At 59.2% G+C, this 18,652-nt stretch carries 19 protein-coding genes and 1 tRNA gene; 15 read left to right on the top strand and 5 right to left on the bottom strand.

The features are described from left to right. Window positions 1-137 precede the first annotated feature (137 nt). The 9 genes from leuC (at window position 138) to C8265_RS14835 (ending at window position 7,829) form a co-directional block, all read left to right on the top strand. Window positions 138-1,541, top strand: a complete 1,404-nt coding sequence (gene leuC, locus C8265_RS14870; protein ID WP_108484805.1) for a 3-isopropylmalate dehydratase large subunit — start codon at window positions 138-140, stop codon at window positions 1,539-1,541. Beyond that, window positions 1,541-2,062: an HdeD family acid-resistance protein gene (locus tag C8265_RS14865; RefSeq protein WP_108484804.1), complete on the top strand. Its 522-nt coding sequence runs from the start codon at window positions 1,541-1,543 to the stop codon at window positions 2,060-2,062. The genes leuC and C8265_RS14865 overlap by 1 nt, the downstream gene beginning before the upstream one ends. A gap of 38 nt (window positions 2,063-2,100) precedes the next feature. Next, complete coding sequence (gene leuD, locus C8265_RS14860) at window positions 2,101-2,706, top strand: 3-isopropylmalate dehydratase small subunit (protein WP_108484803.1); 606 nt, start codon at window positions 2,101-2,103, stop codon at window positions 2,704-2,706. A gap of 310 nt (window positions 2,707-3,016) precedes the next feature. Then, window positions 3,017-3,808, top strand: a complete 792-nt coding sequence (locus tag C8265_RS19795) for a hypothetical protein (protein ID WP_338065789.1) — start codon at window positions 3,017-3,019, stop codon at window positions 3,806-3,808. Further along, a complete protein-coding gene (locus C8265_RS14855) occupies window positions 3,793-4,908 on the top strand; it encodes an endonuclease/exonuclease/phosphatase family protein (protein WP_338065790.1) in 1,116 nt (371 codons plus the stop codon). The genes C8265_RS19795 and C8265_RS14855 overlap by 16 nt, the downstream gene beginning before the upstream one ends. A gap of 80 nt (window positions 4,909-4,988) precedes the next feature. Further along, window positions 4,989-6,095: a 3-isopropylmalate dehydrogenase gene (leuB, locus tag C8265_RS14850; RefSeq protein ID WP_108484801.1), complete on the top strand. Its 1,107-nt coding sequence runs from the start codon at window positions 4,989-4,991 to the stop codon at window positions 6,093-6,095. An 81-nt stretch (window positions 6,096-6,176) separates the two neighbouring features. Then, window positions 6,177-7,184: a DMT family transporter gene (locus C8265_RS14845; protein WP_108484838.1), complete on the top strand. Its 1,008-nt coding sequence runs from the start codon at window positions 6,177-6,179 to the stop codon at window positions 7,182-7,184. A 15-nt stretch (window positions 7,185-7,199) separates the two neighbouring features. After that, window positions 7,200-7,276: transfer RNA gene (locus C8265_RS14840), tRNA-Pro, on the top strand. Between the two features lie 151 nt (window positions 7,277-7,427). After that, window positions 7,428-7,829, top strand: coding sequence for a rhodanese-like domain-containing protein (locus C8265_RS14835; RefSeq protein ID WP_108484800.1), 402 nt, complete (start codon window positions 7,428-7,430; stop codon window positions 7,827-7,829). Window positions 7,830-7,952: 123 nt separating this feature from the next. On the opposite strand, the gene C8265_RS14830 is transcribed toward C8265_RS14835, so the two are convergent. Beyond that, the gene (locus tag C8265_RS14830; RefSeq protein ID WP_240611100.1) at window positions 7,953-8,996 is read right to left on the bottom strand and encodes a LacI family DNA-binding transcriptional regulator; all 1,044 of its coding nucleotides are present in this window, start codon (window positions 8,994-8,996) and stop codon (window positions 7,953-7,955) included. A gap of 826 nt (window positions 8,997-9,822) precedes the next feature. Between C8265_RS14830 and C8265_RS14825 the strand changes: the two genes are divergently transcribed. From C8265_RS14825 to arsH, 4 genes are read left to right on the top strand one after another with little or no spacing between them, the layout of a single operon-like run. Continuing rightward, complete coding sequence (locus C8265_RS14825) at window positions 9,823-10,152, top strand: ArsR/SmtB family transcription factor (RefSeq protein WP_108484799.1); 330 nt, start codon at window positions 9,823-9,825, stop codon at window positions 10,150-10,152. 42 nt (window positions 10,153-10,194) lie between these two features. Then, complete coding sequence (gene arsB, locus C8265_RS14820) at window positions 10,195-11,262, top strand: ACR3 family arsenite efflux transporter (RefSeq protein ID WP_108484798.1); 1,068 nt, start codon at window positions 10,195-10,197, stop codon at window positions 11,260-11,262. Beyond that, window positions 11,259-11,681: an arsenate reductase (glutaredoxin) gene (arsC, locus tag C8265_RS14815; RefSeq protein ID WP_108484797.1), complete on the top strand. Its 423-nt coding sequence runs from the start codon at window positions 11,259-11,261 to the stop codon at window positions 11,679-11,681. Before arsB ends, arsC begins: the two co-directional genes overlap by 4 nt. After that, the gene (arsH, locus tag C8265_RS14810) at window positions 11,674-12,384 is read left to right on the top strand and encodes an arsenical resistance protein ArsH (protein WP_108484836.1); all 711 of its coding nucleotides are present in this window, start codon (window positions 11,674-11,676) and stop codon (window positions 12,382-12,384) included. Before arsC ends, arsH begins: the two co-directional genes overlap by 8 nt. Before the next feature lie 61 nt (window positions 12,385-12,445). Here arsH and C8265_RS14805 read toward each other — a convergent pair whose 3' ends face one another. Genes C8265_RS14805 through osmF form a run of 4 tightly spaced genes read right to left on the bottom strand, consistent with a single transcriptional unit; the run spans window position 12,446 to window position 16,207 of the window. Beyond that, window positions 12,446-13,180: an ABC transporter permease gene (locus tag C8265_RS14805; RefSeq protein WP_108484796.1), complete on the bottom strand. Its 735-nt coding sequence runs from the start codon at window positions 13,178-13,180 to the stop codon at window positions 12,446-12,448. Beyond that, the gene (locus C8265_RS14800) at window positions 13,177-14,112 is read right to left on the bottom strand and encodes an ABC transporter ATP-binding protein (protein WP_108484795.1); all 936 of its coding nucleotides are present in this window, start codon (window positions 14,110-14,112) and stop codon (window positions 13,177-13,179) included. The genes C8265_RS14805 and C8265_RS14800 overlap by 4 nt, the downstream gene beginning before the upstream one ends. Further along, window positions 14,109-15,281, bottom strand: coding sequence for an ABC transporter permease (locus tag C8265_RS14795; RefSeq protein ID WP_108484794.1), 1,173 nt, complete (start codon window positions 15,279-15,281; stop codon window positions 14,109-14,111). The genes C8265_RS14800 and C8265_RS14795 overlap by 4 nt, the downstream gene beginning before the upstream one ends. Before the next feature lie 11 nt (window positions 15,282-15,292). Continuing rightward, entirely contained in the window at window positions 15,293-16,207 is a 915-nt protein-coding gene (osmF, locus tag C8265_RS14790) for a glycine betaine ABC transporter substrate-binding protein OsmF (protein WP_108484793.1), read from the bottom strand. A gap of 260 nt (window positions 16,208-16,467) precedes the next feature. Between osmF and C8265_RS14785 the strand changes: the two genes are divergently transcribed. Beyond that, a complete protein-coding gene (locus C8265_RS14785; RefSeq protein WP_164512344.1) occupies window positions 16,468-16,911 on the top strand; it encodes a sugar dehydrogenase complex small subunit in 444 nt (147 codons plus the stop codon). A gap of 49 nt (window positions 16,912-16,960) precedes the next feature. After that, window positions 16,961-18,583, top strand: coding sequence for a GMC family oxidoreductase (locus C8265_RS14780; RefSeq protein WP_108484792.1), 1,623 nt, complete (start codon window positions 16,961-16,963; stop codon window positions 18,581-18,583). Window positions 18,584-18,652 lie beyond the last annotated feature (69 nt).

Below are 18,652 nucleotides of genomic sequence, written 5' to 3'. Positions count from 1 at the left end.
AGGTTTTTGACATGGATGATCGCGCGCGCCTGCCCTGGCGGTTTTTCGGTGCGACGCTGACCGTTCTGGCACATCTATAGCGTGGCATCTGCCACTGCCCCTGATCCATCGTTACACCTTTAGCGAAAGACACAGAAATGTCCCCCAAAACGCTCTATGATAAAATCTGGGATGCCCATCTCGTCGAAGAAGCAGACGACGGCACCTGCCTTTTGTATATTGACCGCCATCTGGTGCACGAAGTCACCAGCCCACAGGCGTTTGAAGGCCTGCGGATGGCCGGGCGCGGAGTGCGCGCACCTGAACGCACCATTGCCGTGCCCGATCACAACGTGCCCACAACCGAGGGGCGCAATGAGTTTATCGAAAACGAAGAATCCCGTATTCAGGTGGATGCGCTGGACAAGAACGCCCGCGATTTCGGTGTTCACTATTATCCGGTGTCCGACATTCGCCAGGGCATCGTGCATATCGTCGGCCCTGAACAGGGCTGGACCCTGCCGGGCATGACCGTGGTGTGCGGCGATAGCCACACCGCCACCCACGGCGCGTTTGGTGCCTTGGCCCATGGCATTGGCACGTCAGAGGTGGAACATGTGTTGGCCACACAAACGCTGATCTCGAAGAAATCCAAGAACATGAAGGTGGAAATCACCGGCAAACTGGCCCCCGGTGTCACCGCCAAGGACATCACCCTGTCGGTGATCGGCAAAACCGGCACGGCCGGCGGCACCGGCTATGTGATTGAATATTGCGGCGAGGCGATTGAAGCCTTGAGCATGGAAGGCCGCATGACCGTGTGCAACATGGCGATTGAAGGCGGCGCGCGCGCCGGTCTGATTGCGCCCGATGAAACCACGTTCGAATATTGCAAAGGCCGCCCCCACGCCCCCAAAGGCGCGCAGTGGGAGGCCGCGATGGAATGGTGGAAAACCCTGAAATCCGATGACGATGCCCATTGGGATAAGGTTGTCACGATCCGGGGCGAAGATATTGCGCCCGTTGTCACCTGGGGTACATCGCCCGAAGACGTTCTGCCGATCACCGCATCGGTGCCCGCCGCCGAAGATTTCAAAGGCGGCAAGGTCGACGCCGCGCGCCGGTCGTTGGAATATATGGGCCTGACCGCGGGCACGCCCCTGAGCGATGTGAAAATCGACACGGTGTTCATCGGGTCGTGCACCAATGGCCGGATCGAAGATCTGCGTGCCGCTGCCGCCATTCTGAAAGGCAAAAAGATTGCCGATGGAATGCGCGCGATGGTCGTGCCCGGATCGGGCCTTGTTCGCGCCCAGGCCGAGGAAGAAGGCATCGCCCAGGTATTCATCGACGCCGGGTTTGAATGGCGCCTTGCGGGCTGTTCCATGTGCCTGGCCATGAACCCCGATCAGTTGGAACCGGGCGAGCGTTGCGCCGCCACATCCAACCGCAACTTTGAAGGTCGTCAGGGGCGCGGCGGGCGCACCCACCTGATGAGCCCGGCCATGGCGGCGGCGGCGGCGGTCACCGGGCGGTTGACCGATGTCCGCGAGTTGATGTGATGAAACCCTGGACCAAATGGTTGATCCTGGGCCTGCTTTCCATGGCGTTTGGGGTGTTTGCCTTGGGCAACACGGTGCTGGCCTCTTTGGCTGTCACCACCCTGACCGGCTTTTTGTTTCTGCTCAGCGGCGGATTTCAAATTGCCGGCAGCATGATGAGCGATGGCACGGGGGGCGCGAAATTCCTCAACATCGTGCTTGGCGCGCTGTTGGTGTTTCTGGGCCTGTCGTTCCTGTTCAACCCGCTTGACGGGGTGATATCGCTGGCGCTGTTGGTGTTGGTGTTGCTGATCGCCAACGGCGTGGTGCGCATTGCCCTGTCATGGCGGATGAAACCGACGCCGTTCTTTTGGCCGATGCTGATTTCGGGGGCGTTTTCGATCCTTTTGGGTGGGTATATCGCGGTGAACTTTGCCACTGTCGGGCCACAGCTTTTGGGCATCCTGTTGGGGGTTGAATTGTTGTTCAACGGTCTTGGATTGATCGTTTTGTCGTTTTTCGTGCGGGCACTGCACAAATAATTCTGGGGTCGGTTCGGCCAATCCCATGGGAGACTGAGATGGAAAAATTCGAAAAACTGACCGGTGTTGCGGCACCGTTGGATATGATCAACATCGACACCGATATGATCATCCCCAAGAATTTTCTGAAAACGATCAAGCGCACGGGCCTTGGCGTGTCGTTGTTTGATGAAATGCGCTATGATGATGATCGCAATGAAAACCCGGATTTCGTGCTGAACAAACCGGCCTATCGCAATGCCGAAATTCTGGTCACGGGCGATAACTTTGGCTGTGGTTCATCGCGCGAACATGCGCCTTGGGCGATCAAGGATTTTGGCATCCGCTGTGTTATCGCGCCCAGCTTTGCCGATATCTTTTTCAACAACTGTTTCAAGAACGGCATCCTGCCGATCCCCCTGCCGCAAGAGCAGGTGGATATCCTGATGAAAGACGCCGAAAAAGGCGAAAACGCCCGGATGACCGTGGATCTGGAAAATCAGGTGATCACCACATCCGACGGCGAAGAAATCAGTTTTGAGGTGGATCAGTTCCGCAAACATTGCCTGCTGAACGGTCTGGATGATATCGCGCTGACCCTTGAAAAGGTGGCGGCAATCGACACTTACGAATCTCAGACCGCGCAAAGCCGCCCCTGGGTTTGACCCTTAGTGCCCGTTTCGGGCGCAGACACAAGATTTTGAGGCAGCCCCAAGGGCTGCCTTTTTTTAACCAAGACAATGATGCAAAGGCGCACCAGTTCTTCCCTGAAAAACCCTTAAACTTTCGTCAACCTTAACAAGACGTTGTCGAATGAAGTGAAAGTGGGCAAAACTTGGGCAAGATTGAGGCGCTCCGCCACAAAGCGGAAAAACAAGTTGGAACAAGGGCGCGGCATCGTATCGCATCCGTCCAGGTTGAGGGTACATGGCAGTGATTTCGCGGCTTTTTGGCGCTTGTCTCAGGGGGTTCCTGGTGGCGCTGTTGATTGCAACACCGGCGTTGTTGCTGCCCGGCGTGTCGCCGGACACGGCGCAAATGGTGATGTTGGTGGCGCTGTGTGCGGCGATCCTGACCGTGTTTGAATACAATTCCACCTATCCCTGCCTCTATGAATTTCGCGATGCCCCTCCGTTCAACCGTATCCGGTTTGTCAGCCTGTTCGTCACGGTGTTCTTGTTGTCGTTGATCGTAAAGGGGCAGACACAGCCCGCCCTGCTGCCCGAATTTGTTGAATCGATCGGGTTGTTGATCAGTCGGGCGGTTGATTTTCCCTATAGCCCGGTGCGGCTGGTTGTTTTGATGCTGCCTGAAAATGCGCCGGTGCATCAGTTGGACATGATTCGTGCATTGGCCGGGCTGTCATACCTGATTTCCCTGGTGTCACTGGCCGTATTCGTGATTGCGATTCGTCTGACCGGATGGCCGATGCAAAATGGCAGTTTCAACGTCTGGACCAATCTGCCCACATTCGACCCAACAGCGGGGCGCGATGTGGTGGGGCGGTTGCGCCGCGATTCCTATGTGAATATCGGGTTGGGAATCGCCTTGCCCTTTTTGATGCCGATGGTGGTATCGTCGGCCTCAAACCTGTTTGGCGCGGCGGCAGGTGGCAGCCCGCAAACCCTGATCTGGACGGTAACCGCGTGGGCCTTTTTCCCTGTTTCGTTGTTGATGCGTGGCATCGCCATGGGCCGTATCGCCCAGATGATCGAAGAAAAGCGCAAGTATTCCACCATCAGCGACGCTGGATTTTTGCCAGCCTGATTGCGGTTCTGGCCGCGCCCGCGCTGGGCGAACCCCTGCGCATTGCCACATACAACACCCAATTGGGCCGGGATGGGCCGGGTTTGTTGTTGCGCGATCTGTTGCGCGGTGATGCCCAGGCCAAACAGGTGGCCGCGATTGTGGCCCATATCGCGCCTGATGTTCTGGTGCTTCAGGATGTGGATTACGACGGTGATGGGCTGGCCCTGGCCGCACTGTCGCAAATGATTGCCGAGGCCGGCCATGCATTGCCCTATGCCTTTGCGCGGCTTCCCAATGCGGGCATCGCCACGGGCCTTGATATGGATGGCAACGGGCGCACTGGTGAGCCGCGCGATGCCCAGGGGTATGGCCGGTTTGCCGGGGCAGGCGGTATTGCGGTGCTTTCGGCCCTACCGATTGACCGCGGCGGGGTGACGGATTTTTCGGCCTTGTTATGGGCCGATCTGCCCGGCGCAATTCCCCCCACCAAGGACGGCGCGCCCTTTCCCGATGCCAAAGCCTTTGCCATCCAACGTCTGTCATCGGTCGCCCATTGGGATATTCCGTTGCAAACCCGCGATGGCACGGTGTTTCATGCGTTCACATGGCACGGCACCCCACCGGTGTTTGATGGGCCAGAGGATCGCAATGGCCGCCGCAACCACGATGAAACCGCGCTTTGGCTGCGATATCTGGATGGCGCGCTGTCCACGCCCCCGCCTGATCGTCCGTTCGTGATTGTCGGCAGTGCCAACCTTGATCCGGTGGATGGCGACGGTCGGCCCGAATCCTTGCGCGCGCTGCTGGGCGATCCGCGTTTGCAAGACCCACAGCCGCGCTCGGCCGGAGGTGTGCGCGCCGCGGCCCAGGAGGGCGGGCAGAATGCCACCCATCAGGGCGATCCAGCGTTTGATACGGCCAATTGGCCCGATGAAACACCCCGTGATCCGGGCAATATGCGCGTCAGTTACATATTGCCCTCAACCGATTGGAGGGTGTTGGATTCGGGCGTGTTCTGGCCCGCGCCGAACGATCCGTTGCACGCGATGCTGGGCGCAGGTGACAGCACGGCGTCGCGCCACCGGTTGGTGTGGGTCGATGTTGCACTTGCCCCATAGGGCGGAATATGCCGCCCATCGCTTGACCCAACTTTGGCTTGGGGATACCCCACAAATAACCCATCACAAGGAGCGTCCCTATGTCCAACCCCTCCCTCCTCATCCTGCCCGGCGACGGCATCGGCCCCGAAGTCATGGCCGAAGTGCGCAAGGTGATCACGTGGTTCGGTGAAAACCGTGACCTGGCCTTTGACGTCTCCGAGGATCTGGTGGGCGGCGCGGCCTATGACGCCCACGGCACCCCATTGCACGATGATACCATGGCCAAGGCGCAAGAGGCCGACGCCGTGCTGTTGGGCGCTGTGGGCGGGCCGAAATACGACAATCTGGATTTTTCCCTGAAGCCCGAGCGCGGCCTTTTGCGCCTGCGCAAGGAAATGGATTTGTTCGCCAACCTGCGCCCGGCCCAGTGTTTTGATGCGCTGGCTGATTTCAGCTCGCTCAAGCGCGATGTTGTGGCCGGTCTGGACATTATGATCGTGCGCGAACTGACCTCGGGCATTTATTTTGGCGAACCGCGCGGCGTGTTCAAAGAGGGCAACGAGCGGATCGGCCTGAACACCCAGCGTTACACCGAATCCGAAATCGCCCGCGTGGCACGCTCGGCGTTTGAACTGGCGCGCAAGCGCAACAACAAGCTGTGTTCGATGGAAAAGGCCAACGTGATGGAATCCGGCGTGCTGTGGCGCGATGTGGTGACCGAAATTCACGCCGCCGAATACCCGGATGTGGAACTTTCGCATATGTATGCCGATGCTGGCGCGATGCAGCTAACCCGTTGGCCCAAACAGTTTGATGTGATCGTCACCGACAACCTGTTTGGCGATCTGTTGTCGGATCTGGCGGCAATGCTGACCGGGTCGTTGGGCATGTTGCCTTCGGCGTCCCTTGGCCTGCCGATGGAAAACGGACGGCCCAAGGCATTGTACGAACCGGTACACGGCTCCGCCCCCGATATTGCGGGCACAGGCAAGGCGAACCCTTGCGCCTGTATCCTCAGCTTTGCCATGGCGTTGCGTTATTCGTTCGATCAGGGCGATGAGGCGACACGCCTGGAACAGGCCGTGGAAAAAGTGCTGGCCGATGGGGTGCGCACCGCTGATTTGATGCAGTCGGGCGAGGGCACACCGGCCACCACCACGCAAATGGGCCAAGCCGTCATCGCGGCACTGAACGCCAGCCTTTAAGTCATGGGCGGGGCCGGATCAGGCCCCGCCTTAACCAACTCTTTCCGTTTTGCAGAATATGCTGCTGTTCAGGGGCGCCCAATGACTGATTCTGCGAAATCCAATATCACCGGCGCATTGCTGTCACTGTTGGCCTTTGGTGTCTTTGCCACCCACGATGTGGTGGTCAAGGTGTTGGGAAGTCATTACGCCCCGTTTCAGATCATCTTTTTCTCGGTGCTGTTCAGCTTTCCTTTGGCCACGCTGATGCTGATGCGCGACAAAACCTCGGGCACGCTGCGCCCGGTGCATCCGTGGTGGACCGCGCTGCGCACTCTGGCCGCCGTAATGACGGGATTCTCGGCATTTTACGCCTTTTCGGTGCTGCCGCTGGCGCAAACCTATGCGATTTTGTTCGCCTCACCGATGCTGATTACCATCCTCTCGATCCCGGTTCTGAAAGAAAAGGTCGGCGCGCATCGCTGGGCTGCCATCCTGTTGGGCCTGGTGGGTGTGTTTGTGGTGCTGCGCCCCGGGGCAACCGAACTGTCGCTGGGCCATTTGGCCGCCATCACCGCTTCCGTGGGCAGTGCCACGGCATCGGTCATTGTGCGCAAGATCGGCCGCAAAGAGCGGAGCGCGGTTTTGATGCTGTATCCGATGGTGGCGAACTTTGTGGTGATGGCATGTATCCTGCCGTTTGTTTATCGCCCCATGCCGCTTGAGCATCTGGGGTTGGTGGGGGTGATTTCAGCGTTCGGATTTATTGCCGGGCTGCTGACCATTGCCGCCTACCGCGCCGGTGACGCGGCGATTGTGGCACCCATGCAGTATTCGCAAATCCTGTGGGCTGCGGGATACGGCATCCTGTTCTTTGATGAAACGCCCGATACTTTTACGCTGATTGGCGCGGGAATCATCATTGCCAGCGGATTGTATATCGTGCTGCGCGAAACCACGCGCGGTGTGTCACGCAACACCCCGGTGTTGGAAAACCGATCACCCCGGGAAACCGGATCAGCGCCGCGCATATCGCAAATGTTACGTGATCGCGCCACACGGTTTCCCCCCAGCTACGAATCCCTTGCCAAAGATCGCGCAAAGCATTAATCCGCCTCCCAAGGTCGGGCTGTAGCGCAGCCTGGTAGCGCACCTGCTTCGGGAGCAGGGGGTCGGAGGTTCGAATCCTCTCAGCCCGACCAGTGAATTTCCAATGAAATCTGATAGAGTGTGTCTGGCATAGCCGGGCATTGCCGTTGTGGGCGGGCAGGTGACAGATGGCTGGTCCTGTTGCTGTAAATCTGGCACGCTTTGTGAATGGATTGCCGAAAACCAACAAGGACATGCACAATTATGGCGACGCCTCTTAAAACCTCTGCCGCCGCGATGGTGGCTGCAGCCCGCAACCGGATTGATGAAATCGAAGCGCCGGATCTGATTGCGATGCTTGATGATCCGGATGTTGTGGTTGTGGATATTCGCGACATCCGCGAACGCCAGCGTGACGGGTATATTCCGGGTGCTGTCCATGCGCCACGGGGGATGATCGAATTCTGGGTCGACCCCGACAGCCCCTATTTCAAAGAGGTATTCGGCCAGGAGGGCAAGAAATATGTGTTTCACTGCGCCTCGGGCTGGCGGTCGGCCCTGACGGTGGCCACGTTGCAGGATATGGGGTTTGATGCCGCACATCTGAAAGAGGGGTTTTCAACCTGGGCCGCGCAGGGCGGACCGATCGAAAAGCCGGAAAAATAACCCATGTTCGGGGCCGTGTGACAATCGGACATCCGGGGGCAGGATGATCTGGCCCCGGCAGACCGAAAAAGCCGAATATGCCCATGGCCGCAAAACTGATCGGGCCACCGGTGCGGTGACCGATCAGACCTTGTAACGGCGCAAGGTGTCCCCAATCTGCAATTTTGGGGTCAGTTCAATCCGCTGACCGCCTTCGGTGACACGGCCACTGACCCGGTCCGCGATGATCTGCGCGGCGGCACGGCCAATTTCCAGACGCCCCGCATCCATTGTTGCCAGTTGTTTTGGCAATCCTTGCAGGAATTCAACCCCATTAAATCCGGCCATGCCCAAGGTGTTGGGCACATCAATGCCCTTTTCCAACGCATACAACAGCCCGCCGGCGCCGATCATATCATTGGAATAATACAGAAAATCGAGATCCGGATCGCGTTCCAAAATGGCTTGGGTCATTTCGCGGCCTTTGACCAGGGCCGAACCGCCATCGTAAAACTCTTGTTCGACCACTTCCAGACCGGTTTTGGCCAAGGCTTCGGTGAAGCCTTCAAATCGTTTGCGGGCACGGAAATCGAGCGGCATTTTTGTCCCCAGGAACCCGATCCGCCGGAACCCCTGTTTCACGATTGCCTGGGCCATTTCACGCCCGGCGCGGCGATGGGAAATGCCCACCACAGCGTCGACCGCTTCGCCGTCGGTATCCATGATTTCGACAACCGGAATGCCGCTTGCGCGCAGCATCGCCAGGCTTGCATCGGAATGTTCAAGCCCGGCAATAATCACGCCCGAAGGCCGCCAGGACAGCATTTCATACAGCACATCCTCTTCGCGCTCGGGGCGGTAATTGGTTACCCCGACCACTGGCTGCAATTCGGTATGTTCCAGGATCTGACTGATGCCTGTCATCACTTCGGGAAATACCATGTTCGACAGGCTGGGAATGATGACCGCAACCAGATTCACCTGACTCGATGCAAGGGCGCCGGCGATCTTGTTGGGCACGTATCCCATCCGTTTGGCTGCTGCCAACACCTTGTTGCGGGTGGCCTCGCTGACGTCGCCGCGGTTGCGCAATACACGGCTGACGGTCATTTCGCTGACGCCTGATTCCTCGGACACGTCGCGCAATGTAAGTTGACGGCGATGGGGTAAAGTTGGGTCGGTTGTCACGTCATGGCGTCCTTACGGTTTTGCTGTGTTAGATCGCAAAACGCGCGCCTTTCCAAGTTCTTTACGTCAATACCTGCTGTGACCTGTTGGCATGAAGGCGCAAAGGGGGCGCAAGCCGCAAAAATCGGATTTTACCATGGCGCTGGGGTCTGTGGCCCGATATATTGGGCAATGAAAAAAGAATGTCTGCGTAGCTCAGCTGGATAGAGCACAGGATTCCTAGTTTAAAATTGGGCGTTGCGCTTGGAAACTGCGCAACGGATCTGCTCAAATTCGGGGAACGCTTGGCGCAATCGCGCCGTGCCAATCCCGAGCCAAGCCTCGCAAGGGGAAGGTGTAGAGACTGGACGGGCAGCATCTAAGGGTTTCGGCCTAGGATGAAGGGACAGTCCAGACCACGAACGCCGAAAGGCGGCGGCGAAAGTCGAAGTGGTATGAATCCTGGGGCCGTGGGTTCGAATCCCGCCGCGGACACCACTTTTTTCATTCGGTTGGGTGGCGGTTATGGGTGTGATGCGCCGCCTATCGACCGCCACACGGAGCCTTACCCACCTGAATGTAATATCCATTTGGAGTGAGATGCATGCGGTTTGATCCGGCGTTTTGAAAGCGCGTTCCGGCACCCCGAAATAGAGCCACACCATGAACCTGCCCAAGCACGCGTAAAAGAGTGCGCTTGGGGGGCCGAGTTGCCCGTGGTTCTGCCCCGGTTCCTCAGAAAGGATATTGGACGGGCAAATTACAATTGCGCTGGGAAATAACTACGTTTGCGAAATGATCGAACCCCGTCTTGACATATCCAAAATATATCAATATTTCATGATTTATGGATACAAAAGATGCCCTCAATGCCTTCGCCGCCCTCGGTCAGCCCACGCGCCTCGATGTGTTTCGTTTGCTTATCAAGGCCGGAAAGGCGGGCATGTCCGCCGGAGAGATCGGCACTGCGCTTGATGTGCGGCAAAACACGATGTCGGCGAACCTGTCGATTCTTGCGCGTTCGGGCCTGATCCGCAGCGAAAGGGAGGGCCGCAGTATCCGCTATTTCGCCGATATGGACGGAATGCGCGCCCTGCTGGGTTTCCTGATGGAGGATTGCTGCGGTGGGTGCCCCGAGCTGTGCCAGCCGGTGCTCGATGAAATCGTCTGTGCCTGATCTCTGGCAGGACTTGTCAAACTTCATTTGCGAAAGATTCACATGACCGATCTGTCACATTCCGCTGCCGCCGGCCTTGGCCTCTTTGAACGCTGGCTTTCTGTCTGGGTGGCGCTTGCCATCGGTGCGGGGCTGCTTTTGGGCAATTTGTTTCCGGGCGCGTTTTCGGCTTTGGCCTCGCTCGAAATTGCCTCGGTCAACCTGCCGGTTGCGGTGCTGATCTGGGCGATGGTGTATCCGATGATGGTGGGCGTGGATTTTGGCGCGCTGCGGCAGGTGGGGGACAGGCCCAAGGGTCTGGTCGTGACGCTGGCGGTCAACTGGCTGATCAAGCCTTTCACCATGGCCGCCCTTGGCGTGTTGTTCTTCAACTATGTTTTCGCGGGGCTGATCCCGCCGGATGACGCGCAGGCCTATCTGGCGGGGGTGATCCTGCTGGGCGCGGCACCCTGCACGGCGATGGTTTTCGTCTGGTCGAACCTCACGCGCGGCGATGCCACCTATACGCTGGTACAGGTCAGCGTGAACGATGTGATCATGGTCTTTGCCTTTGCGCCCATCGTGGCCTTTTTGCTGGGCGTAACAGATATTGTCGTGCCGTGGGATACGCTGCTGTTGTCGGTCGGTCTTTATGTCCTGCTGCCGTTGCTGGCGGGGTATATTACGCGGCGCAATCTTGTTGCCAGAAGCGGCGAAGGGGCGGTCGATGCCTTCAAGGCCCGGGTGCAACCCTTTTCCATCTTCGGGCTGTTGGTGACGGTGGTGCTGCTGTTTGGGTTTCAGGGCGAGGTAATTTTTGACCGTCCGCTTGTTATTGTGCTGATCGCGGTGCCGCTGCTGATTCAGTCCTATGGCATTTTCTTTTTGGCTTATGGCGCCGCGCGGGCCTGGCGCATTCCGTTCAACGTTGCGGCACCTTGCGCCATGATCGGCACGTCCAACTTTTTCGAACTGGCGGTTGCCGTCGCCATCAGCCTGTTTGGTCTGGGATCGGGCGCTGCCCTGGCTACGGTGGTTGGCGTGCTGGTCGAAGTGCCGGTGATGCTGTCGCTTGTTGCCTTTGCCAACCGCACACAGCACTGGTTTCCGGCCGAAGGGGGCAGATCATGAGCATCGTCATCCACCATAACCCCGATTGCGGCACATCGCGCAATGTGCTGGCGATCATTCAGGCATCGGGCGAAACGCCGGTGGTCATTGAATACCTGAAAACCGGCTGGACCCGCCCGCAACTCCTCGGGCTGTTCGCTGCTGCTGGGCTGACGCCGCGCACGGCATTGCGAACAACGAAATCCCCGGCGCAAGACCTGGGATTGCTTGACCCGACGGTGAGCGACGAGGCGCTGCTTTCTGCAATGCTGGACCACCCCGTTCTGGTCAACCGCCCCATCGTTTGCACGCCCAAAGGGGTGCGGCTGTGCCGCCCGAGCGAGGCGGTGCTGGATCTTCTTGAACGCCTGCCCCCCGGCCCGATGAACAAAGAAGACGGCACATTGCTGATCGATTCGAAAGGACGCCGTGTTGACTGATACCCCGAATGTTGACGAACCGATTTTCCACCCGATCGACAATGATCGCCTGCTGTCACCGGATCGGGCGTCACATGCGCCGCGTATTCTGTTGCTTTATGGCTCTCTCAGGGCGCGCGCGTACAGTCGGCTGATGACCGAAGAAGCAGCCCGCATCCTGACCCGGCTTGGCGCGGAGACGCGCACGTTTTGCCCCTCGGGGCTTCCTCTTCCCGATGATGCAGGCGCCGATCACCCCAAGGTGCAGGAATTGCGCGATCTCGTCACCTGGTCCGAAGGCATGGTGTGGTGTTCCCCCGAACGCCACGGTGCGATGACCGGGATCATGAAAGCCCAAATAGATTGGATACCGCTGTCCCTTGGCGGGGTGCGCCCGACCCAAGGTAAAACACTTGCCGTGATGCAGGTCAGCGGCGGTTCGCAGAGCTTTAACGCGGTGAACCAACTTCGTATTCTCGGCCGCTGGATGCGTTTGCTGACCATTCCCAATCAGTCGTCCACCCCAAAGGCATTTCTGGAATTTGACGACGCGGGGCGCATGATACCTTCGCCGTTTTACGACAGGATGGTGGATGTGATGGAAGAGTTGATGAAATTCACACTGCTGACCCGTGACAACAAGGCGTATCTTCTGGACAGGTACAGCGAGCGCAAGGAAAGTGCGGCAGAGCTGTCGGCGCGGGTGAACCAAAAGGCGATCTGATTGCAAGACGCCCTTTCGGTGCCTGTGGGTTATATCGCCGATTTCTGATCCCGGACATCGCTCAGCCGCCCATGCGGCGCGCCAGGTGCCGTTCGAGAAGGACCATAGCATCATAGATCAGAACGGCAAACAGGCCCACGATCAGGCCACCCTGAAGAACAAAGGCGGTGTTGTTGGTCAGAAGGCCGGCGATGATCACTTCGCCCAATGTGCGCGCGGCGACGGTCGATCCGATTGTCGCAGTGCCCAGTGCGATGACGACCGACAGGCGGATACCCGTCAGCGTCACCGGCAGGGCCAGCGGCAATTCCACCCGTACCAGTCTTTGCCAACGGCTTAACCCGATGCCGCGCGCGGCCTCCATCGTGGCGGGGGGCAGGGTGGACAACGCGGTGATCGCGTTTTCGAAAATCGGCAACAACCCGTAAAGAAACAGCGCCACCAATGTCGGCCCGGCGCCAAACCCCAAGGCCGGCACAGCCAATGCCAACACGGCCACGGGCGGAAAGGTTTGCCCGATATTGGTGATCGTGCGCGACAACGGACGAAACGCCGCCCCCGCCGGGCGGGTCACGAAAATGGCCAGCGTAACGGCGACAAAAGTGGCCGCCAATGACGCCATCAAGACAAGCCCAAGATGACTGAGAGACAGGGACAAAAGCGAGGCGCGTTGATAGATCACCGGCCCACCCTCGGGCGCCAGTGGCGCAAAGACGGGCACGAACCAGTCGGGCCGCACCACCAGCGCCAGCAAAAGCGCGATCAGCGCGGGGCGCAGGATCATCCCGATTTTCATGTGTGCAACTCGGCCCGCGCGCGGATCGCATCAAGAGTGACGCGGCCCATATGCCTGCCATCCTGTACCACGGGCACCGCCAACCGCCCTGTCCACAGGCAGGCCGACAACGCATCACGCAGGCTTGCCTCGGGCGGCAATGCCTCGCCCTCGGCGCTGCCTTCCTCAACGACTTCGGACAGGGGGATCAGTGACAAAAGCCGTAAGGGCCGCTCGACATCGCCGACCATGTTGGCGACAAATTCGGTTGCCGGATGGGTGATGATTTCTGGCGGCGTGGCATATTGCACCAGTTTTCCGCCATCCATAACCGCGACGCGGTCGCCGAGGCGGATCGCCTCTTCCATGTCGTGGGTGACCAGCATGATGGTTGACCCCAGCCGTTTCTGGATGCGGCGCAGATCCTCTTGGGCGCGGGTGCGGATGATCGGATCAAGCGCACCAAAGGGTTCATCCATCAACAACAGATCCGGGCGCGATGCCAGCGCGCGCGCCACGCCGACACGCTGTTGTTGCCCGCCCGACAATTCACCCGGATACCGGTCACGAAACTGTGCAGGCTCCATCGAAAACAGATCAAGCAGTTCATCAACACGGGCCGCGATCTTGTCACGCGACCAATTCAAAAGTTCGGGCACAGCGCCGATATTGCGCGCCACGGTGTGGTGGGGAAACAATCCGTGGCCCTGAATGGCATAACCGATCCGCCGCCGCAGGATATGTGGTTTCAGCGAAAGGGTAGATTCGCCGTTGATCCGCACTTCGCCCGATGTCGGTTCTTCCAATCGGTTGATCATGCGCAAAAGCGTGGTTTTGCCCGATCCCGACGTGCCGACGATGACGGTGATCGTGCCCGTTTCAACGGTCATCGATACAGAATCGACCGCCTGTGTCGCGCCATAGGTTTTGGTGATTTTGTCGATTTCGATCATCGGGTGTCCTTGGGGGTGCGGCGGGTCAGTTCGACCAGAATATCCATGACGATACCTGCGGTCAGGGCCAGGGCCACAGTGGGCAAGGCGCCCAGCAGGATCAGGTCAGTCGCGGTCTGATTCAGGCCCTGAAACACGAATGTGCCAAACCCGCCGCCGCCGATCAGCCCGGCAATCACCGCCAGCCCGATGTTTTGCACCAGCACAATGCGCAGCCCGGTCAGGATGATCGGCAGGCCCAGCGGCAATTCGACCCGCAGCAGGCGCTGTGCCGGGGTCATGCCCATGCCGCGCGCCGCCTCAAGCGCGGCAGGCGGTGTCGCGCCAAGACCCGCGACCGTGTTGCCCACCACCGGCAGCAGCGAATAAAGCACCAGCGCCAGAAAAGCAGGGGCAAACCCGATTCCGGCGATGCCGATGGCCTGTGCGCCGGGCACGGTATCGCCGACCCAGCCAAGCAGTGGTATCATCAGGCCAAACATCGCCAGCGACGGGATGGTTTGCAAAAAACTGAGCACCGGCAGGATCGCACCGCGCAACTGTTCGCGGCGATGGCACAAAACGCCCAAGGGAAAGCCGATCACCGCCGCCGCCGCAAGCGAGCCAAAGGCAAGGCCAAGGTGGCGCACCAGTTCACTGACAAAGGCATCGCGCCGGGCGGCGTATTCCTGCATGACCGACAAATCGGCCAAAACGCCAGACCCCAGCATGATCGCCAGCGCGCCGATCACGGTGAGCAACACCGCCCCACGTTGCATGGGCCCCAACGCCATGGTGGCAAGTGCATCAGCCATCAGCAACATGAGCACGACAAGCAGACACCAGAATCCGACAGCGGGCGACACCCGGGCATACTCCCCCGCACCGTCCAATAACGCAGGGGCCCCCTGCATCAACAGCCAAAGCAGCCCGGCCAACCCCACAACCGCCCCGACAAGGCGCAGCCGCGCAAACCCGGCGGGCAACCCCAGGCCAAGCCCCAACAGCACCGCCGCCAGACCCGGCAAGACCGCCAGTGGGCTGGCAAGGTTCCAGGCCATAATGCCGTCGCCTGCGACAATTCGGTTGGCGGCCAGGGTCATGAACGGCGTCAGTAACGCCGCCAGACCCAGAACGCCGAACAGAATCCCCGGTGCAGACAGTCCTGCACCGGATCGTAATATGGGCAAACTGCGCGCGATCAGTCCAGAACTCCGGTCTGGGTCAGATAATCGCGGGCGACCGCCTCGGCGGGTTCACCACCGACCTGAATCCGCCCGTTCAGTTGTTGCAGCGTTGCCATGTCAAGGCCCGCAAAGATCGGGTTCAACACATCGGCAATGGCGGGATATTCCGCCAGCACATCGGCACGCACGATTGGCGCGGGCTCATAAACCGGCTGGACGCCCTTGTCGTCCTCCATCACCACAAGGCCGGTGGCCCCAACGCCGCCATCGGTGCCATAAACCATCGCCGCATTGACGCCCGAAGTGCCGCGCGCGGCGGCCTGAATTGTTGCCGCCGTATCACCGCCCGACAGGATCACCGTCTGATCCGGCGAAAGCGCGAAACCATAGGTGGCCTGCATTGCGGGCAACACCGCAGGCGACGAAACAAATTCGGTCGACGCGGCCAGTTTGACCGTGCCGCCCCCGGCCACCCAGGCCCCAAAATCAGACATGGTGGTGAGTGTGTTTTCCTTGGCCACGGGGCCGGTTACGGCAATGGCCCAGGTGTTATTGGCAGGTGCAGATGCAAGCCAGGTGATGTTGTTCTGCGCGCTGTCCAATTCGGAGGCGCGGGCGTGGGCGGCCTTGGCGTCTTTCCAGATGTCGCTGTCGGCTTCGTTGAAAAAGAACGCGGCATTGCCGGTGTATTCGGGATAGATGTCGATCTGATTGGCCAGAATCGCCTCGCGCACCACCTGGGTGCCGCCCAGTTGCAGGCGACGTTCAACCGGCAGGCCCGCATCCTCCAGCGCCAGCGCGATGACGTTGCCCAACAGGCCGCCTTCGGTGTCTATTTTTGATGAAACGGTAATGTCGGCAGCGGCGCCAGTTGCGATTGTGGCTGACAGGCTGATGGCTGTGACAGTGGTGAAAATGCGCGATCCCATGATTGATCAAGCTCCTTCCAAAAAATGGTTTTAACACAAAGTTGCGTCGGTTCTGCATGCTAAGGTAGCGGCCCAAGCGCCAAAGCCAAGGCCCAAACCAATCGCAAGGCGGTGTGGTGGCTTTTCCCGACCCGGCGGTGAGCGCGCCGGATGATCAAACAAGGGCCGATATCTGACACCGGGGAACAAACCGCACCCGTGGCACGTTGGACAGGTCAAGTCGGCCTGCGCTTGGCATGGCAAGAAAAAGGGGAAATTGCATGGCTCATACAAATTCGGGAAATTCGGCAACCATAACCCGGCGCGGTCTGTTGTCTGCGGTTTCGGGGATTTCCGTGCTGTCCCTGACGCATCTGCCGGGCCGGGCCTTTGCTGCGGGCATGGATACCGAGGCGTTTCTGGCCCTGTCCGAAAATCTGCTGAATAAGGAAAGCCTGTATGAGGATGTTGGCGCCAAGATCCTTAAATCTTTCGTCGCCATGGGCAAGGAAGATGAAATTTCTGCACTGGCAGATGGGCAATCTGACGAAGATCTTGCCAATGACATCGTGGCGGCTTGGTACACCGGGATATCGCCCGATCCCGATGATCTGCAGGTGGTTACCTATACCGACGCGCTGATCTGGCAGGCGATGAGCTATTCCAAGCCGATGGCGTTTTGCGGCGGTGGTGTGGGGTATTGGTCAGAGCCGCCAGCGGCGTGAATTTGATCTCTTTCTCTTCCGGCCACATCTGATTCAAGGACAAATTTACATGGCAAATGACATTACCACAGACATTCTGATCATCGGCACCGGCGTGGCCGGGGCGATTGCGGGCGCAAAGCTGGCGCAAAAAGGGCTGAAGGTTGCCTTTCTGGAGAGTGGCAAGCGGATTGACCGGTTTGATGCCGTTCAGACCTTTTGGGATGCCAAGATCAAGGTGCCGGAATCGCCTTATCCGAATGACCCGACCGCGCCCCATCCCCTGACTCACCGCATCGAAGATTATTATCAACAGATGGGCCCCGAAAATTTCAAATCCACCTATATCAAGGTGGTGGGCGGTACGACATGGCACTGGTTGGGCACGACATTGCGCAACGTGCCGGCCGATTTCAAACTGAAATCGCTTTATGGCCACGCCGTTGACTGGCCGATTGATTATGACGCGCTTGAGCCTTTCTATCTTGCCGCTGAACAAGAGATTGGCGTCGCGGGCGACAGCGCCGAGGATCTGGGTTCACCCAGGTCGGGCGAATACCCGATGCCGATGATCCCGGTCACCTATCTGGACAAACAGGTGGGTAAGGCGTTGGAGGGCACAAGATTTGAACTGCGTGCCACACCGCAGGGGCGAAATTCGGTCTTTCATGCCGACCGCCCCGAATGTTGCGGCAACGCGTCGTGCATTCCGATCTGTCCCATTCAGGCGAAATATGACGCAACCGTTCATGTGAAACAGGCCGAAGCGGCGGGCGCGGTTGTGCATGATCAAACCACCGCAACGCGGCTTAATCTTGGTGCGGATGGCAAGATAACCTCGGTCGATTTCCGCCGGGCCGATGGCAGCACCGGCACGGCCACCGGCAAGGTTGTGGTTGTTGCGGCCCACGGCATTGAAACACCGCGCCTGCTGCTTAATTCAGCGCAAGAGGGGGCGGCGAATGGTGTTGCCAACAGCTCTGATCAGGTGGGGCGCAATCTGATGGATCACCCCTCAAAACTCAGCTGGGCAGAAACGCCCGAGCCTGTGTGGCCCTTCCGCGGCCCGCTTTCGACCTCGGGTATCGAAAATCTGCGCGATGGTGATTTCCGCAAGGACCATGCCGCGTTTCGGATTGAAATCGCCAATGATGGCCACGCCTGGCCCACCGGTGCGCCCCTGTCGACAGCGGCCGATCTGGCCAATTCGGGCCTGCGCGGTGCCGAACTTGACGCCGCGATTAAGGATGCGACCTCGCGTCAGTTGCGCATCAGTTCGCTGGTCGAACAATCGCCCGATGCCGAAAACCGCGTGACATTGGACCCTGACAAAAAGGATGCCAACGGCATGCCGTTGCCGCGGATTCATTTCGATTACTCCGATTACACGCGCGCCGGTCTGGACGCCGCCCAACAGGCTCATGACGAGGTGTTCGCCGCCATCGGTGCCACCAACATCAACCATTCGCCCGATATTCAGGGGGCAGGCCATATCATCGGCACCGTGCGCATGGGCAAGGATGCCAAGGATTCGGTGGTGGATGGCGATCTGCGCAGCTTTGATCACCGCAATCTGTTTTTGCTGGGGTCTGGCACGTTTCCCACATCGGCCACGGCCAACCCAAGCCTTACGATTGCCGCGCTTTCGCTCAGGGCGGTCGATGCGATTGCGGCAAGCGTAACACAAGACTGATTGGCGGCGTGTCGCATAAAATGAAACGGGGTTCGGTGGCCGCAGTTGCGGCCATTGGCGCGCCGGATC

Source organism: Oceaniglobus ichthyenteri (assembly GCF_003057885.1).
GTDB lineage: Bacteria > Pseudomonadota > Alphaproteobacteria > Rhodobacterales > Rhodobacteraceae > Oceaniglobus > Oceaniglobus ichthyenteri.
This window is presented reverse-complemented; position numbering and strand designations above follow the sequence as displayed.

Bases quoted from the DNA above. Each gene is read 5' to 3' on its own strand.
- arsC (WP_108484797.1), top strand. From the start codon at position 11,259: ATGAGCATCGTCATCCACCATAACCCCGATTGCGGCACATCGCGCAAT.
- C8265_RS14845 (WP_108484838.1), top strand. From the start codon at position 6,177: ATGACTGATTCTGCGAAATCCAATATCACCGGCGCATTGCTGTCACTG.
- C8265_RS14800 (WP_108484795.1), bottom strand. From the start codon at position 14,112: ATGATCGAAATCGACAAAATCACCAAAACCTATGGCGCGACACAGGCG.
- C8265_RS14805 (WP_108484796.1), bottom strand. From the start codon at position 13,180: ATGAAAATCGGGATGATCCTGCGCCCCGCGCTGATCGCGCTTTTGCTG.
- C8265_RS14865 (WP_108484804.1), top strand. From the start codon at position 1,541: ATGAAACCCTGGACCAAATGGTTGATCCTGGGCCTGCTTTCCATGGCG.
- leuC (WP_108484805.1), top strand. From the start codon at position 138: ATGTCCCCCAAAACGCTCTATGATAAAATCTGGGATGCCCATCTCGTC.
- C8265_RS14785 (WP_164512344.1), top strand. From the start codon at position 16,468: ATGGCTCATACAAATTCGGGAAATTCGGCAACCATAACCCGGCGCGGT.
- C8265_RS14835 (WP_108484800.1), top strand. From the start codon at position 7,428: ATGGCGACGCCTCTTAAAACCTCTGCCGCCGCGATGGTGGCTGCAGCC.
- leuD (WP_108484803.1), top strand. From the start codon at position 2,101: ATGGAAAAATTCGAAAAACTGACCGGTGTTGCGGCACCGTTGGATATG.
- leuB (WP_108484801.1), top strand. From the start codon at position 4,989: ATGTCCAACCCCTCCCTCCTCATCCTGCCCGGCGACGGCATCGGCCCC.
- osmF (WP_108484793.1), bottom strand. From the start codon at position 16,207: ATGGGATCGCGCATTTTCACCACTGTCACAGCCATCAGCCTGTCAGCC.
- arsB (WP_108484798.1), top strand. From the start codon at position 10,195: ATGACCGATCTGTCACATTCCGCTGCCGCCGGCCTTGGCCTCTTTGAA.
- C8265_RS14825 (WP_108484799.1), top strand. From the start codon at position 9,823: ATGGATACAAAAGATGCCCTCAATGCCTTCGCCGCCCTCGGTCAGCCC.
- C8265_RS14780 (WP_108484792.1), top strand. From the start codon at position 16,961: ATGGCAAATGACATTACCACAGACATTCTGATCATCGGCACCGGCGTG.